At 70.7% G+C, this 14,341-nt stretch carries 13 protein-coding genes; 5 read left to right on the forward strand and 8 right to left on the reverse strand.

Annotated elements, in window-relative coordinates:
- Window position 1: 1 nt before the first annotated feature.
- From ACIP4Z_RS29845 to ACIP4Z_RS29860, 4 genes are all read right to left on the reverse strand, one after another.
- Window positions 2-340, reverse strand: coding sequence for a non-heme iron oxygenase ferredoxin subunit (locus ACIP4Z_RS29845; RefSeq protein WP_401313322.1), 339 nt, complete (start codon window positions 338-340; stop codon window positions 2-4).
- Window positions 340-1,506 carry a Fe-S cluster assembly protein SufD gene (gene sufD, locus ACIP4Z_RS29850; protein WP_355333849.1) on the reverse strand — a complete coding sequence of 389 codons (1,167 nt, stop codon included), beginning with the start codon at window positions 1,504-1,506 and terminating at the stop codon, window positions 340-342. The genes ACIP4Z_RS29845 and sufD overlap by 1 nt, the downstream gene beginning before the upstream one ends.
- Window positions 1,507-1,578: 72 nt before the next feature.
- Window positions 1,579-3,000, reverse strand: coding sequence for a Fe-S cluster assembly protein SufB (gene sufB / locus ACIP4Z_RS29855; RefSeq protein ID WP_355333852.1), 1,422 nt, complete (start codon window positions 2,998-3,000; stop codon window positions 1,579-1,581).
- On the reverse strand, window positions 2,997-3,821 hold the full coding sequence (locus tag ACIP4Z_RS29860) for an ArsR family transcriptional regulator (protein WP_391044106.1): 825 nt from the start codon (window positions 3,819-3,821) through the stop codon (window positions 2,997-2,999). The genes sufB and ACIP4Z_RS29860 overlap by 4 nt, the downstream gene beginning before the upstream one ends.
- A 178-nt stretch (window positions 3,822-3,999) precedes the next feature.
- Between ACIP4Z_RS29860 and ACIP4Z_RS29865 the strand changes: the two genes are divergently transcribed.
- Together ACIP4Z_RS29865 and ACIP4Z_RS29870 are read left to right on the forward strand one after the other, a co-directional pair.
- Entirely contained in the window at window positions 4,000-4,926 is a 927-nt protein-coding gene (locus ACIP4Z_RS29865; RefSeq protein WP_401313327.1) for an ABC transporter ATP-binding protein, read from the forward strand.
- A 66-nt stretch (window positions 4,927-4,992) separates the two neighbouring features.
- Complete coding sequence (locus ACIP4Z_RS29870; protein WP_401313330.1) at window positions 4,993-5,784, forward strand: ABC transporter permease; 792 nt, start codon at window positions 4,993-4,995, stop codon at window positions 5,782-5,784.
- A gap of 6 nt (window positions 5,785-5,790) precedes the next feature.
- Here ACIP4Z_RS29870 and ACIP4Z_RS29875 read toward each other — a convergent pair whose 3' ends face one another.
- Window positions 5,791-7,101, reverse strand: a complete 1,311-nt coding sequence (locus ACIP4Z_RS29875; protein WP_401313333.1) for a glycosyl hydrolase family 28-related protein — start codon at window positions 7,099-7,101, stop codon at window positions 5,791-5,793.
- 145 nt (window positions 7,102-7,246) lie between these two features.
- Between ACIP4Z_RS29875 and ACIP4Z_RS29880 the strand changes: the two genes are divergently transcribed.
- Window positions 7,247-8,242 (forward strand): heme A synthase, encoded by a 996-nt coding sequence (locus tag ACIP4Z_RS29880; RefSeq protein WP_401313336.1) that lies wholly within the window; start codon window positions 7,247-7,249, stop codon window positions 8,240-8,242.
- Here ACIP4Z_RS29880 and ACIP4Z_RS29885 read toward each other — a convergent pair.
- The 3 genes from ACIP4Z_RS29885 to ACIP4Z_RS29895 form a co-directional block, all read right to left on the reverse strand.
- Window positions 8,219-9,346, reverse strand: coding sequence for an amidohydrolase (locus ACIP4Z_RS29885; RefSeq protein WP_401313339.1), 1,128 nt, complete (start codon window positions 9,344-9,346; stop codon window positions 8,219-8,221). The genes ACIP4Z_RS29880 and ACIP4Z_RS29885 overlap by 24 nt on opposite strands.
- An 86-nt stretch (window positions 9,347-9,432) precedes the next feature.
- Entirely contained in the window at window positions 9,433-9,771 is a 339-nt protein-coding gene (locus tag ACIP4Z_RS29890; protein WP_355333869.1) for a hypothetical protein, read from the reverse strand.
- 52 nt (window positions 9,772-9,823) lie between these two features.
- Window positions 9,824-10,771 carry a heme o synthase gene (locus ACIP4Z_RS29895; protein WP_355334680.1) on the reverse strand — a complete coding sequence of 316 codons (948 nt, stop codon included), beginning with the start codon at window positions 10,769-10,771 and terminating at the stop codon, window positions 9,824-9,826.
- Window positions 10,772-11,083: 312 nt separating this feature from the next.
- Here ACIP4Z_RS29895 and tkt point away from each other — a divergent pair, with 312 nt between their 5' ends.
- The gene (tkt, locus tag ACIP4Z_RS29900) at window positions 11,084-13,186 is read left to right on the forward strand and encodes a transketolase (RefSeq protein ID WP_355333871.1); all 2,103 of its coding nucleotides are present in this window, start codon (window positions 11,084-11,086) and stop codon (window positions 13,184-13,186) included.
- A 34-nt stretch (window positions 13,187-13,220) separates the two neighbouring features.
- Complete coding sequence (tal, locus tag ACIP4Z_RS29905; protein ID WP_355333874.1) at window positions 13,221-14,339, forward strand: transaldolase; 1,119 nt, start codon at window positions 13,221-13,223, stop codon at window positions 14,337-14,339.
- Window positions 14,340-14,341: the final 2 nt, after the last annotated feature.

A 14,341-nucleotide genomic window follows, 5' to 3' on the forward strand; every position in this document is an offset into this window, starting at 1 on the left:
CTCAGGACTCCTGGGTGACGGAGACGAGCACGTCGTCCCCAACGATCTTTACGGGGTATACGGGGACCGGCCGCGTGGCCGGCAGCCCGGACGGCTTGCCGGTGCGCAGGTCGAAACTGGAACCGTGCAGCCAGCACTCGATCTGGCAGTCCTCGACCTCGCCCTCGGAGAGCGAGACGTTCGCGTGCGAGCAGATGTCGTTGATGGCGAACACCTCGCCCGCGGTGCGGACCACGGACACCGGGACGCCGTCCAGCTCGACCCGGCGGGGGGTGTCCTCCTCCAGGTCGCTGGCGGCGCAGGCGCGGACGTATCCGACCGTGCCGTTGTCGACGCTCATCAGACGGACGCCTCCAGCTCGGCGTCGATCTTGGTCATCAGCCGCTCTTCGAGGTCGGCGAGTCCGATCTGCTGGACCAGTTCGCCGAAGAAGCCGCGGACGACCAGGCGGCGGGCCTCGTCGGAGCGGATGCCGCGGGACTGGAGGTAGAAGAGCTGCTCGTCGTCGAAGCGGCCGGTCGCCGAGGCGTGGCCGGCGCCGACGATCTCGCCGGTCTCGATCTCCAGGTTGGGGACCGAGTCGACCCGCGCGCCGTCGGTGAGCACCAGGTTGCGGTTGAGCTCGTAGGTGTCGGTGCCCTCGGCCTCCGCCCTGATGAGCACGTCGCCGATCCACACCGCGTGCGCGTCCTGCCCCTGGAGCGCGCCCTTGTACGTGACGTTGCTGCGGCAGTGCGGGGTGTCGTGGTCGATGAAGAGCCGGTGCTCCTGGTGCTGGCCCTCGTCGGTGAAGTACAGGCCGAACAGCTCGGCCTCGCCGCCGGGGGCGCCGTAGATCACCCGCGGGTGCAGCCGGACCAGGTCGCCGCCGAAGGTGACGACCACCGACTTGAAGGTGGCGTCCCGGCCGACCAGCGCGGTGTGCTGGGCGACGTGCACGGCGGTGTCGTCCCAGTCCTGGATCGAGACGACGGTGACCTTGGCGCCGTCGCCGACCAGGACCTCCACGTTGGCGGCGAAGGTGCCGTCACCGGTGTGGTCGATGACGACCACGGCCTCGGCGAAGGCGCCGACCTCGATCACCTGGTGGCCGTAGACCGTGCCGCCCTCGCCGTGGACGGCGATCCGGACCGGCTCGGTGAGGACGGTGTCCTTGGGGATCGAGACGACCGAGGCCTTCTCGAAGGCGCTGAACGCCTGGGCGGTGACGCGGTCGGCGGGCTTGCCCGCCTTGCCGACGCGGGCGTCGGTGCGGTCCACGGTCTCCACGGTGACGCCCTCGGGCGCGGTCACCTCGACCCGGAGGGCGCCGGTGGCCTCGGCGGTGCCGTCGTGCAGGCCGCGCAGCCGCTCCAGCGGAGTGAAGCGCCACTCCTCCTCGCGGCCGTGCGGCACCGGGAAGTCGGCCACGTCGTACGACGGGGCCGCGCTGACCCGGGCGTCGGCGGGATGGCCCACCGTGATGGCACCGTCCGTGGTGCTGCCCGCAGGGGTGTTGTCAGCCATGGCTGTGCTGGTGCTCGCTTTCTGCCTTATTGGGTCCGGCCGGGGGGATGGTGGACGAGGAAGCCGGCGCGGTCAGCCGACCGAGCCTTCCATCTGGAGCTCGATCAGCCGGTTCAGCTCCAGGGCGTACTCCATGGGGAGTTCCTTGGCGATCGGCTCGACGAAGCCGCGCACGATCATCGCCATGGCCTCGAACTCGGTCATGCCGCGGCTCATCAGGTAGAAGAGCTGGTCGTCGGAGACCTTGGAGACGGTCGCCTCGTGACCCATCGACACGTCGTCCTCGCGGACGTCGACGTAGGGGTACGTGTCCGAGCGCGAGATGGTGTCGATCAGCAGCGCGTCGCACAGCACGTTGGACTTGGCGCCCGACGAGCCCTCGCCGATCTCGATCAGACCGCGGTAGGACGTCCGGCCGCCGCCGCGGGCCACCGACTTGGAGACGATGTTGGACGACGTGTTCGGCGCCATGTGCACCATCTTCGCGCCCGCGTCCTGGTGCTGGCCCTCGCCCGCGAAGGCGATGGACAGCGTCTCGCCCTTGGCGTGCTCGCCCATCAGGTAGACGGCCGGGTACTTCATGGTCACCTTGGAGCCGATGTTGCCGTCGACCCACTCCATCGTGGCGCCCTCGTAGGCGACCGCGCGCTTGGTGACCAGGTTGTACACGTTGTTCGACCAGTTCTGGATGGTCGTGTAACGGCAGCGGCCACCCTTCTTCACGATGATCTCGACGACCGCGGAGTGCAGCGAGTCCGACTTGTAGATCGGCGCGGTGCAGCCCTCGACGTAGTGGACGTACGCGTCCTCGTCGACGATGATCAGCGTCCGCTCGAACTGGCCCATGTTCTCGGTGTTGATCCGGAAGTAGGCCTGGAGCGGGATGTCGACGTGCACGCCCTTCGGCACGTAGATGAAGGAGCCGCCGGACCACACCGCGGTGTTCAGCGAGGCGAACTTGTTGTCGCCCGCCGGGATGACCGTGCCGTAGTACTCCTGGAACAGCTCCGGGTGCTGCTTGAGCGCGGTGTCGGTGTCGAGGAAGATGACGCCCTGCTCCTCCAGGTCCTCACGGATCTGGTGGTAGACGACCTCGGACTCGTACTGCGCGGCGACACCGGCGACCAGCCGCTGCTTCTCGGCCTCGGGGATGCCGAGCTTGTCGTAGGTGTTCTTGATGTCCTCGGGCAGGTCCTCCCAGGACTCCGCCTGCTTCTCCGTGGACCGCACGAAGTACTTGATGTTGTCGAAGTCGATGCCCGACAGATCCGAGCCCCAGGTGGGCATGGGCTTCTTGCCGAAGAGCTTGAGGCCCTTCAGCCGCATCTTCAGCATCCACTCGGGCTCGGACTTCTTCTGCGAGATGTCACGGACGACGGCCTCGGACAGGCCGCGCTTGGCCGCGGCGCCGGCCACGTCCGAGTCGGCCCAGCCGTACTCGTACGTACCGATGCCCTCGAGCTCCGGGTGAGTGGTCTCCGTGGGAGCAGTCATGCGGGGTTCCTCCCGGACGTGCTGGCAGATGCTGTGGGATCTTCGGGTGCGTTCTGGGGTGGGTCCGACGGGGTCCCCGGTGGTGTGTCAGGTGGGGCTCCCGACGGGATGGTGCTCGCGTGGTTGACCTGCGGGATGAACGTGGTGCACACCCCGTCGCCGTGGGCGATGGTGGCCAGCCGCTGGACATGCGTCCCGAGCAGGCGGGAGAAGACCTCGGCCTCCGCCTCGCAGAGCTGCGGGAACTGCTCGGCGGTGTGGGCCACCGGGCAGTGGTGCTGGCAAAGCTGCTCCCCGGCGGGGCCGGGGGCGCTTCGAGCCGTAGCAGCGTACCCGTCCGCGGACAGCGCCTGGGCCAGCGCGCGTGCGCGGTCCTCGGGCGCCGCCGCCTCGACGATGGGGCGGTACCGCTCGGCCTGGTCGGCCACCCGGGCGCGGGCGAAGGCCGACACCGCGGCCTCGCCGCTCTCGCCGCCGCCCGCGGACCTGGCGATCCAGTGCAGGGCGTCGGCGGCGAGCTGGTCGTACGCCTGGTCGAACGCGTCACGACCACAGTCGGTGAGCGCGAAGACCTTGGCGGGCCTGCCGCGGCCACGGTGGCCGTAGACCCGCTGGTCACGCGGCTCCACGACATTGTCCGCGTGCAGTGCGTCCAGATGGCGGCGGACGGCGGCCTGCGTGAGGCCGAGCCGTTCCGCCAGGTCGGCCGCGGTGGAAGGTCCGTGGTCCAGGATGGACCGGGCGACCCGGTTGCGGGTGCGCCGCTCCCCGGTCGTCTGCTCCTCCGCCGCCCTCCGGGCAGCACTGGTCCCGTATTCCACAACACCATTGTTGCGTAATTCCTCAGGAGCAGGCAAGCCGCGCCGGTCGCGATCACGGTGGGCTGCGTCACTTAGGGTTACCTAACCAGGGGTGGTACGAGGCCGACCCGGAGCGGAGCGGGGAGCGCTTCGCGGGACCCGGGCACGGCCGGTCCTGCGCCGTCCCTAGACTCACAGCATGCGAAACGAGCCCGCGGTCGAGGTGACCGGTCTGGTCAAACGGTACGGGACAAGGACCGCGGTGGACGGCCTCGACCTGACCGTGGCCCGCGGCGGCGTCACAGCGGTGCTCGGCCCCAACGGCGCGGGCAAGACCACCACCGTCGAGGTCTGCGAGGGCTACCGGCGGCCGGACGGCGGCACCGTACGGGTCCTCGGTCTCGACCCGGCCGCGCGCGGCGCGCAACTGCGGCCCCGGATCGGCGTGATGCTCCAGTCCGGCGGTGTGTACCCCGGCGCGCGCGCCGAGGAGATGCTGCGGCACACCGCGACCCTGCACGCCGACCCCGTCGACCCGGCGGTGCTGATCGAACGGCTGGGTCTGGAGTCCTGCGGTCGCACCACCTACCGCCGGCTGTCCGGCGGCCAGCAGCAGCGCCTGGCGCTCGCCATGGCCGTCGTCGGCCGCCCCGAACTGGTCTTCCTCGACGAGCCCACCGCCGGTCTCGACCCGCAGGCCAGGCACGCGACCTGGGATCTCGTACGGGAGCTGCGCGCGGACGGCGTCACGATCGTGCTCACCACCCATTTCATGGACGAGGCCGAGCAGTTGGCCGACCAGGTGGTGATCATCGACGGCGGCCGGGCCATCGCCCGCGGCACCCCGGACGAGCTGTGCCGCGGCGGCGCGGAGAACACGCTGCGCTTCTCGGGACGCCCCGGGCTCGACCTGGTCTCGCTGCTCAACGCGCTGCCCGCCGACACCGCCGCGGCGGAACTGACCCCGGGCAACTACCGCATCGAGGGCAAGGTCGACCCCCAACTGCTGGCCACCGTCACCTCCTGGTGCGCCCAGCACGGCGTCCTCCCCGACCGCCTCTCGGTCGAGCGCCGCACCCTGGAGGACGTCTTCTTGGAGCTGACCGGCAAGGAGCTGCGCGGATGAGGAACCTGGCGGGCATGAAGGAGCTGCGCGGATGAGGAACCTGGCGGGCATGAAGGAGCTGCGCGGATGAGCGCCGAAGTGAGCGCCCCGACCGGGACCGGCGTCTTCGCCCCCGCCCCCGGAGCCGCGTCGCTCCCCCGGATGATCCGGGCACAGGCGGCGCTGGAGACCAGGATGCTGCTGCGCAACGGCGAGCAGCTGCTGCTCACCGTGATCATCCCGGCGCTGCTGCTGGTGCTGTTCAGCGCCGTCGACATCGTGGACACCGGGGCGGGCAAGTCGGTGGACTTCCTGGCCCCCGGCATCCTCGCGCTCGCGGTGCTGTCCACCGCGTTCACCGGCCAGGCCATCGCCACCGGCTTCGAACGGCGTTACGGCGTGCTCAAGCGGCTCGGCGCCTCGCCGCTGCCGCGCTGGGCGCTGATGACGGCGAAGACCTGCTCGGTGCTGGTCACCGAGGCGTTGCAGATCGCGCTGCTGGTGGTGATCGCCTTCGCGCTGGGCTGGTCGCCGCACGGCAACCCCTTCGCCGTCGTGCTGCTGCTCCTGCTCGGCACCGCCGCCTTCTCCGGGCTCGGGCTGCTGATGGCGGGCACGCTGAAGGCCGAGGCGACGCTGGCCGCCGCGAATCTGGTCTTCATCCTGCTGCTGGTCGCGGGCGGCGTGATCGTGCCGCTGAGCAAGTTCTCCGGCGGCGTCCAGTCGGTCCTGAGGCTGCTGCCGATCTCGGCGCTGTCCGACGGGCTGCGGGACGTGCTCCAGCACGGCGCCTCGATGCCCTGGGGCGACCTGGGCATCCTCGCCGTCTGGGCGGTCGTCGGGCTGGCCCTGGCGGCCCGCTTCTTCCGCTGGGAGTAGCCGCCCTCACCCGCCCGCGGCCGGAATGCAGTCGGTGAACCGTACGAAGTCCCGGCCCTGCCCCTCGTCCAGCGCCAGGAACGCGGCCGGCGGGTGCGAGCCGAAGCGGCACATGTCGTAGCGCACGCACACCGGCGGATTGGCGTTCGCCGCCGTACGGAACTGGTGCGCGCCGACGAGCTGGCAGGAGTCGTAGCGGACCAGCGGGCCGTTGGCGCCGATCGTGTAGCGGTGGGCGCGCAGGTCGTCGGAGAAGTCCTTGAAGGCGTGCGCGGTGTCGTCGCAGTCGTTGAAGTGGACGGTGCCGCGGTTCCACGCGCAGTCGATGACGACGACCGAGGGGTCGCGCAGTTCGAAGCGGATGTCCTCGGCGTGGAAGCGCTGGGCGCCGTCGAAGTGCGAGGCGCGCGGGAAGCGGAAGAAGGCGCTCTCGAAGCCGTAGTCGGGGTGCGGGGTGGGGCGGCGCCCGGTGACGATGTAGCTGCCCGCGCGGCAGGTGACGGACCCGCCGTAGGGGAACTCCAGGAAGTTGCCCCACTCGTAGGTGACGTTCATGTCGGTGAACCAGTAGTTGAGGAACTGGTCCTGCTGCTCCAGGTTCTTGGAGTTCAGCGACAGCCCCGAGTAGAGGAACGCCTTGCGGTAGGCGCCGCCGACCCGGCACGCCTCCCAGCGCATCTCGGAGTTGGTGTTGCTGCCGTCGAGCGCGAGCCCGTACTCCCACTCGCCCATCCACTCGCAGTCCGAGAAGCGGTAGTTCGCGGCGCCGCCGGTCGAGTACGAGTAGAAGAAGGACGCGCCGGGCGTGGCGGAGGTGAAGCGCAGACCCTCGAAGGAGATGTTCTGCCAGGTGTCGATGTTGCGGCACAGATAGGCGTCGGACGCGTTCGGCGGGTCGAAGACGATGTCGCTGATCCGCAGCCCCGCGCCCCGGAACCGCAGCCCGTTGACCTGCCGGGTGGGCTTGTTGGCGTCGATGAAGGCGTACGGCTTGGTGATCCGGAACACACCGGGCGGCACGTCGATGACGGTACGGCCGGTGCCGCCGTCCGCGCGCGACTCGGCGTAGGCGTACGCGGCGGCGAAGGCGGCGCTGTCGTCGGTGTGGCCGTCGCCCTTGGCGCCGAAGTCGGCCACGACGTCGACGTATCCGGGGTGGTTCGCGGGCCCCGGGTGCGCGGGGTCCGCGGTGTCGGCCGCCGAGGAGTCCCAGGCGCCGCCCGCGTAGGCGGCGAGGCCCGTCCCCGCGAGGGCGGCTGCCGCGCCTCCGTAGAGCAGGTGCCTGCGGTTGACGGTCTCACGGTGTTCGCCGGTCATACGGCGCCTCCCGTCGTCGGTCCCCGTGCGTGAGCCCCGATGGTAGGGCCGTACCACCGGGTTCGGGTGGTTTCGGGGCGATCGGATCCGGCGCGTACACACCCCTCGTGAAAGCGTGCACAAGCGTGCCGCCTACCATGGGCGCGTGCCGAAGCTTCTCGAACTCGTGCGAAACCCCCTCGCCGCCATCGCAGAGCGGTGGACCCCGTCCCCCGCCACGGTCCGCAGGGCGACCCTGTCCGCGCTGGTCATGTCGGTCGTCATCGTGGTCACCGGCGGTGCGGTACGGCTGACCGGTTCCGGCCTCGGCTGCCCCACCGCGCCCCGCTGCGTGGGCGACAGTTGGGTGCCCACCTCGGCGATGGGCGTACACGGGGCGATTGAGTTCACCAACCGCATGCTGACGTACGTTCTCTGCGCCGCCGTCGGCTGGGCCATCATCGCGGTGCGGTCGCAGAAGCCGTACCGGCGCAGTCTGACCCGGCTCGGCTGGGCGCAGTTCTGGATGGTCGTGGCGAACGCGGTGCTGGGCGCCTTCACCGTGCTCACCGGGCTCAACCCGTACACCGTGTGCGTGCACTTCCTGCTGGCGTTCGTGCTGATCACCATCGCCGTGGTGATGTGGCGGCGGACCGCGGAGGGCGACAGCGCGCCGAGTCCGCTGGTCGGCAAGCCGGTGCAGCAGCTCGGCTGGATTCTGACCTGTGCGACCGGGCTGCTGGTCGCGGTGGGCACCGTCGTGACCGGCGCGGGGCCGCACGCGGGCGACTCCAGCGATGTGCACCGCGTCCCGGTGGACTGGAAGTCGGTGGCGCAACTGCACGCGGATCTCGCGTGGGTGGTGGTCGCGCTGACCGTCGCGCTGTGGTTCGTGCTGCGCGCGGTGGACGCGCCGGTCGGGCCGCGCAACAGCGCCCGCGACCTCTTCCTGGTGCTGATGTCCCAGGGCGTGATCGGCTACGTCCAGTACTTCACCGATCTGCCGGAGGCCGTCGTCGGCCTGCACATGTTCGGCGCGGCCATCGTGTGGATCGCGATGCTGCGGGTGCTGCTGTCGATGCGCGAGCGGGCCGTCGACGTGCCCGACGCCACCGTGCCGGGGCCCGCGCAGGCCGGGTCAACGCTGAGCGTCGGCGTCTGACCCCTCAGGACCCGTCCACCGGTCCGCGTCGGCGGCCGGGTCGGGGCGGAAGACCCGGCGGGCGTTCCCGCCGCCGACCAGCGCGCTGACCCTGCGGCCGTCCGCGGCCGACCAGTCGCCGCCGGCCACCCGCTCGCCGACGAACCGGCCGAGCGCCGCGCCGAAGGTCCGCACCCCGGTCACGTACAGCTCGGGCAGCGCCACGGCGCCGCTGGCGTACAGCACCTTCGCGAAGGGCACCCGGTCGAGCACCGCGGCCGGTCCGGCGCCGAGCGCCACATGCACATGCGGGAGTACGGCCGCCAGGTCGGCCGCCGCGCCCTCGTGTCCGGGCCCCGGCAGCAGCACCACCTCGGTGCCCAGGCCCGCGGTGGCCCGCAGGAATCCCCCGGCCGCCGAGGGTCCCGCCCCGCCCGTGCCGTGCCGCAGCGTCAGCGGCACGCCGGTCGCCACCGCGTTCCACAGCAGATGGCGCAGGAGCACGGGGTCGGCGGGGCGCTCGCCGACCGGCCGCCGGGCGAGCCAGTCGGCGGCGGCGTACCGCACGTGCGCGGTGTCCGGCGGTCCGGTGCCCAGCGCCTGGTCGGCGCCCGCGCGGAAGGGTCCGCCGTGCGGGCGGTCGGCGCAGGAGAAGCCGACCGTGTCGAGCGCGGCGGTGTGCACGGCCTCGGCGAGGTTGGCCAGGAAGCCGTCGACCGTGCCCGAGGTGTCGGCGACCTGCTGGGCCAGCGGTTCGAGGCGGACGATCTCGTGGGCCGCCGCGCCGCCCGCCGCGCCCAGCTCCTTGGGCGGCGTGAGGTCGCCGGGCTCCCCGGTGTCGACGAGATACGCCTCGATGCCGGTGGCGCGCAGCAGCAGCCGGGTCGCCTCGTACGCGCCCAGCTCGCGGCGGCGGGCCAGGTAGCGGGCCGGGGAGCAGTGCGGTTCGAGGCCGAGCAGCGGCGCGCACCAGCGGCGCACCGCGAAGCCGGTGGGGCTGTCGAAGAGGGTGGTGTGCGGCGCGGCGACGCCGGGCAGCCGCGCCTCGAACGCGCCGAGGCCGAGGTCGCCGGGGAGCACGCCGTGGCAGTACGCGTCCACGAGGTGTGTCAGGTCCCCGGTCATCCGCCCGCTCCCTCGCCGTCGTTCCCGGTCTCCCGGCCTCCTGGCTTAACGGACGAGGGCGCCGTCAGGTGTGGGCGCGGCGGCGGTCAGGTGTTGGCCGGGCCGCCGATCTGCATCCCGGCCATCCGGGTCCACTCGTACGGGCCGGTGCGGACCCGGCCCGCGAACTCCCCGTCGAAGTCCTCGTGGACGGTGACGCCCGCGTCGGCGACGGCCGCCCGCGCCATGGCGTACGTCGGTGCGACGAGGTCGCCCCAGGCGCCGTCCGGCGCGACGAGCACGATGCGCGCGCCGCGCTCACCGATGTACGCGATGTTCGCCTCGGCGGCGCCGCCGTGCTTCTTGCCGAAGGCGTCGATCTGCCGGACGAGCCGGGCGGTGCGTCGCGCCTCGCGCGGGTTCTCCTGAACCGTGTCATCAGCCATACCGCTGATGCTACTTCCCGGTAACAGCCGAGGGCACCCCGCCGGAGGGGACTCAGTGCAGGAAGGGGTCGACCGCCACCGCGACGAACAGCAGGGTCGCGTAGGTGATGGACCAGTGGAAGAGCCGCATCTCCTTGAGCTTCGCGCCGGTGACGCCCGCCTTGGCGCGGGCGTGCAGGCCGTGCGCCTCCTTGAGCCAGAACGCGCCGAGTACGGCCGCGACCACCGGGTAGAACCAGGAGGTCTCGCCCAGCGGCCACCACAGTGCCAGGGAGGTGATCACCATCACCCAGCTGTAGAGGACGATCTGCCGGGCCACGACCTGGTTGCCCGCGACGACCGGCAGCATCGGGACGCCGACCCGCTCGTAGTCGTCCTTGACCTTCATCGACAGCGGCCAGTAGTGCGGCGGCGTCCAGAAGAAGAGGACGAGGAAGAGGACGAAGGGCGCCCAGGCCAGCTCGTCGCGCACGGCGGACCAGCCGATGAAGACCTGGAGACAGCCCGCGACCCCGCCCCAGACGATGTTCTGCGCGGTACGCCGTTTGAGACCGAGGGTGTAGACGAAGACGTAATAGAGGATGGCCGTCAGCGACAGCCCGGCGGACAGCGGATTGACCAGCGTCCAGAACCAGACCGTCGAGACGACGGAGAGCGTGATGCCGAAGACGAGTCCCTCGCGCGGCGACACCAGACCGGTCACCAGCGGACGCTGCTCCGTACGGTGCATCAGCGCGTCGATGTCGCGGTCGATGTACATGTTCAGCGCGTTCGCACCGCCGGCCGACAGATAGCCGCCGACCACCGTGGCGATCACGAGCCACAGATCGGGCACCCCGCCGGCGGCGAGGAACATCACCGGAACCGTCGTGATGAGCAGTAGTTCGATGATCCGCGGCTTGGTCAGCGCCACGAAGCCCATCACACGGGCTCCGAACGGGCGGTGACCGGAGGAGCCCGTCCCGATGACCCCAGCGGGTCGGGATTCGACGGCCGTCACGAACACCCCAAGAGAAGAGATGAAGTCCAGCAAGTCCGGTCACCTGCGGAGGCGCGGGACCCGGTGAGACTTGCGCGTACCACGCCACTCTAGACGCAGGGAATACTCCGTCCGCTTTTGGGGGGTGGAGAGTGTCGCTCGACCCGGTTCACCAGGCGTTCACCGCGTTCAGGAGGCGAAGACCGGCGTACCGGGGCAGGATCGAAAAGGTGAGCGCCTGTACGGCGGTAGGCTCGACAACGCCGGGTAGGCACCACGTCACCGGCGTTTTCAACATGTGGACAAGCATGTGGAGAGGAGCCCTGACCCAGGGTGAGCAAGCAGCCGACCACCACAGACCTCGAGTGGACCGATCTGGACCGGCGGGCCGTTGACACCGCCCGCGTCCTGGCCATGGATTCCGTGCAGAAGGTCGGCAACGGCCATCCCGGCACGGCGATGAGCCTGGCCCCGGCGGCCTATCTGCTGTTCCAGAAGGTCATGCGGCACGACCCGGCGGACGCCGACTGGGTCGGCCGGGACCGCTTCGTGCTCTCCGCGGGGCACTCCAGCATGACCCTCTACACGCAGCTCTACTTCGCCGGTTACGGCCTGGAGCTGGCCGATCTGGAGGCGCTGCGGACCTGGGGTTCGCAGACCCCCGGCCACCCGGAGTACGGCCACACCAGGGGCGTCGAGACGACGACGGGGCCGCTCGGCCAGGGCGTCGCGAACGCGGTCGGCATGGCGATGGCGTCCCGTTACGAGCGCGGCCTGTTCGACCCGGACGCGGCGGCCGGCACCTCGCCGTTCGACCACACCATCTGGGCCGTCGCCGGTGACGGCTGCCTCCAGGAGGGCATCTCCGCCGAGGCGTCCTCCATGGCCGGTCACCAGAAGCTCGGCAATCTCGTCCTGCTCTGGGACGACAATCACATCTCCATCGAGGGCGACACCGAGACCGCCGTCTCCGAGGACACCGTCAAGCGGTACGAGGCGTACGGCTGGCACGTCCAGCGCGTCACTCCGCTGGAGAACGGCGACCTCGACGTGCACGCCCTGCACGCCGCGATGCTCGCCGCGAAGGCCGAGACCGAGCGCCCGTCGTTCATCGCGGTCCGCTCGATCATCGGCTGGCCCGCGCCGAACAAGCAGAACACCGGCGCCGCGCACGGCTCGGCGCTCGGCGAGGACGAGGTGCGCGCCACCAAGGAGATCCTGGGCTTCGACCCGGACAAGCACTTCGACGTGGCCGAGGACGTCATCACGCACACGCGTGCGGTCGGCGACCGCGGCCGCGAGGCCAAGGCGGAGTGGGAGAAGTCCTTCGCCGCCTGGCGGACCGCCAACCCCGAGCACGCGGCGACGTACGACCGGATCGAGGCCGCCGAGCTGCCCGAGGGCTGGGAGCAGCACATCCCCGCCTTCGAGACCGGCTCCTCGCTCGCCACCCGCGCCGCGTCCGGCAAGGTCCTGGAGGCGCTGGGCCCGGTCATCCCCGAGCTGTGGGGCGGCTCCGCCGACCTCGCCGGGTCGAACAACACGACGATCGACAAGAATTCGTCGTTCCTGCCGACGGGCAACCCGCTGCCGGGCGCCGACCCGTACGGCCGTACCGTGCACTTCGGTATCCGTGAGCACTCGATGGCCGCCGAGATGAACGGCATCACGCTGCACGGCAACACCCGGGTCTACGGCGGCACCTTCCTGGTCTTCTCGGACTACATGCGCAACGCGGTCCGGCTGTCCGCGCTGATGCACCTGCCGGTGACGTACGTGTGGACGCACGACTCGGTCGGTGTCGGCGAGGACGGTCCGACGCACCAGCCGGTGGAGCACCTGGCGTCGCTGCGCGCGATCCCCGGTCTCAACGTGGTGCGGCCCGCCGACGCCAACGAGACGGCCGTCGTGTGGCGCGAGGTGCTCAAGCGCTGGACGAAGGTGTTCGGCAAGGGCGCCCCGCACGGCCTGGCGCTGACCCGGCAGGGCGTGCCCACGTACGAGCGCAACGAGGACGCGGCGCGCGGCGGTTATGTGATGTTCGACGCGACGGACGCCGACGGCGCGGCGACCGCGCCGCAGGTCGTCATCATCGGCACCGGTTCCGAGGTGCAGCTCGCGGTGGGCGCGCGTGAGCAGCTCCAGGCGGCCGGGGTGCCGACCCGCGTGGTGTCGATGCCGTGCGTGGAGTGGTTCGACGAGCAGGACCAGGAGTACCGCGACAGCGTGCTGCCCAAGGACGTGAAGGCGCGGGTGGCGGTCGAGGCCGGTATCGGTCTGACCTGGCACCGCTTCGTGGGTGACGCGGGACGCATCGTCAGCCTTGAGCACTTCGGTGCCTCGGCCGACGGCAAGGTGCTCTTCCGTGAGTTCGGGTTCACCGCGGACGCGGTGGCCGCCGCGGCCCGGGAATCACTCGACGCCGTTGATCGCTGACGCAGGTAAACGACAAGTAGGAGATGCAAATCCCATGACAGACGCACTCAAGCGCCTCTCCGACGAAGGCGTCGCGATCTGGCTGGACGACCTGTCGCGCAAGCGCATCACGTCCGGCAATCTGGCCGAACTCATCGACGAGCAGCATGTGGTGGGTGTCACCACCAACCCGTCGATCTTCCAGAAGGCGATCTCCCAGGGCGACGGCTACGACCAGCAGCTCGCCGACCTCGCCGCCCGGCGGCTGACGGTCGACGAGGCGATCCGCATGATCACCACCGCGGACGTCCGGGACGCGGCCGACATCCTGCGGCCGGTCTTCGACCGGACCGACGGCCAGGACGGCCGGGTCTCGATCGAGGTCGACCCGCGGCTGGCGAACAACACGAAGGCCACCGTCGCGGAGGCCAAGCAGCTCGCGTGGCTGGTCGACCGGCCGAACACGCTGATCAAGATCCCGGCGACGCCCGCGGGGCTGCCCGCGATCACCGAGGTGATCGGCAAGGGCATCAGCGTCAACGTCACGCTGATCTTCTCGCTGGAGCGCTACCGCGGTGTGATGGACGCGTACCTCTCCGGTCTGGAGAAGGCCAAGTCCGCCGGGCTCGACCTGTCGCTGATCCACTCGGTCGCCTCGTTCTTCGTGTCCCGCGTGGACACCGAGATCGACAAGCGGCTGGAGAAGCTGGGCACCGACGAGGCGAAGGCGCTCAAGGGCAAGGCGGCCGTCGCCAACGCGCGGCTGGCCTACGAGGCGTACGAGGAGGTCTTCTCCTCCGACCGCTGGCTGGCCCTGGAGAAGTCCGGCGCCAACAGGCAGCGCCCGCTGTGGGCCTCGACCGGCGTCAAGGACCCGGCCTACTCCGACACGCTGTACGTCACCGAGCTGGTCGCGCCGAACACGGTGAACACCATGCCGGAGGCCACGCTGGACGCCACCGCCGACCACGGCGAGATCACCGGCGACACCGTGACCGGCACGTACGCGCAGGCGAAGGCCGAGCTGGCCGCCGTGGCGGCGCTCGGCATCTCCTACGACGACGTCGTGCAGCTCCTGGAGGACGAGGGCGTCGAGAAGTTCGCGACGGCCTGGAACGAACTGCTGGCCTCCACCCAGGCGGAACTCGATCGGCTCGCTCCTTCGGAGGCCTGAGT

The sequence above is a fragment of the Streptomyces sp. NPDC088910 genome, from assembly GCF_044749865.1.
Lineage (GTDB): Bacteria > Actinomycetota > Actinomycetes > Streptomycetales > Streptomycetaceae > Actinacidiphila.

Bases quoted from the DNA above. Each gene is read 5' to 3' on its own strand.
- ACIP4Z_RS29845 (WP_401313322.1), bottom strand. From the start codon at position 340: ATGAGCGTCGACAACGGCACGGTCGGATACGTCCGCGCCTGCGCCGCC.
- sufD (WP_355333849.1), bottom strand. From the start codon at position 1,506: ATGGCTGACAACACCCCTGCGGGCAGCACCACGGACGGTGCCATCACG.
- sufB (WP_355333852.1), bottom strand. From the start codon at position 3,000: ATGACTGCTCCCACGGAGACCACTCACCCGGAGCTCGAGGGCATCGGT.
- ACIP4Z_RS29865 (WP_401313327.1), top strand. From the start codon at position 4,000: ATGCGAAACGAGCCCGCGGTCGAGGTGACCGGTCTGGTCAAACGGTAC.
- ACIP4Z_RS29870 (WP_401313330.1), top strand. From the start codon at position 4,993: ATGAGCGCCGAAGTGAGCGCCCCGACCGGGACCGGCGTCTTCGCCCCC.
- ACIP4Z_RS29875 (WP_401313333.1), bottom strand. From the start codon at position 7,101: ATGACCGGCGAACACCGTGAGACCGTCAACCGCAGGCACCTGCTCTAC.
- ACIP4Z_RS29885 (WP_401313339.1), bottom strand. From the start codon at position 9,346: ATGACCGGGGACCTGACACACCTCGTGGACGCGTACTGCCACGGCGTG.
- ACIP4Z_RS29890 (WP_355333869.1), bottom strand. From the start codon at position 9,771: ATGGCTGATGACACGGTTCAGGAGAACCCGCGCGAGGCGCGACGCACC.
- tal (WP_355333874.1), top strand. From the start codon at position 13,221: ATGACAGACGCACTCAAGCGCCTCTCCGACGAAGGCGTCGCGATCTGG.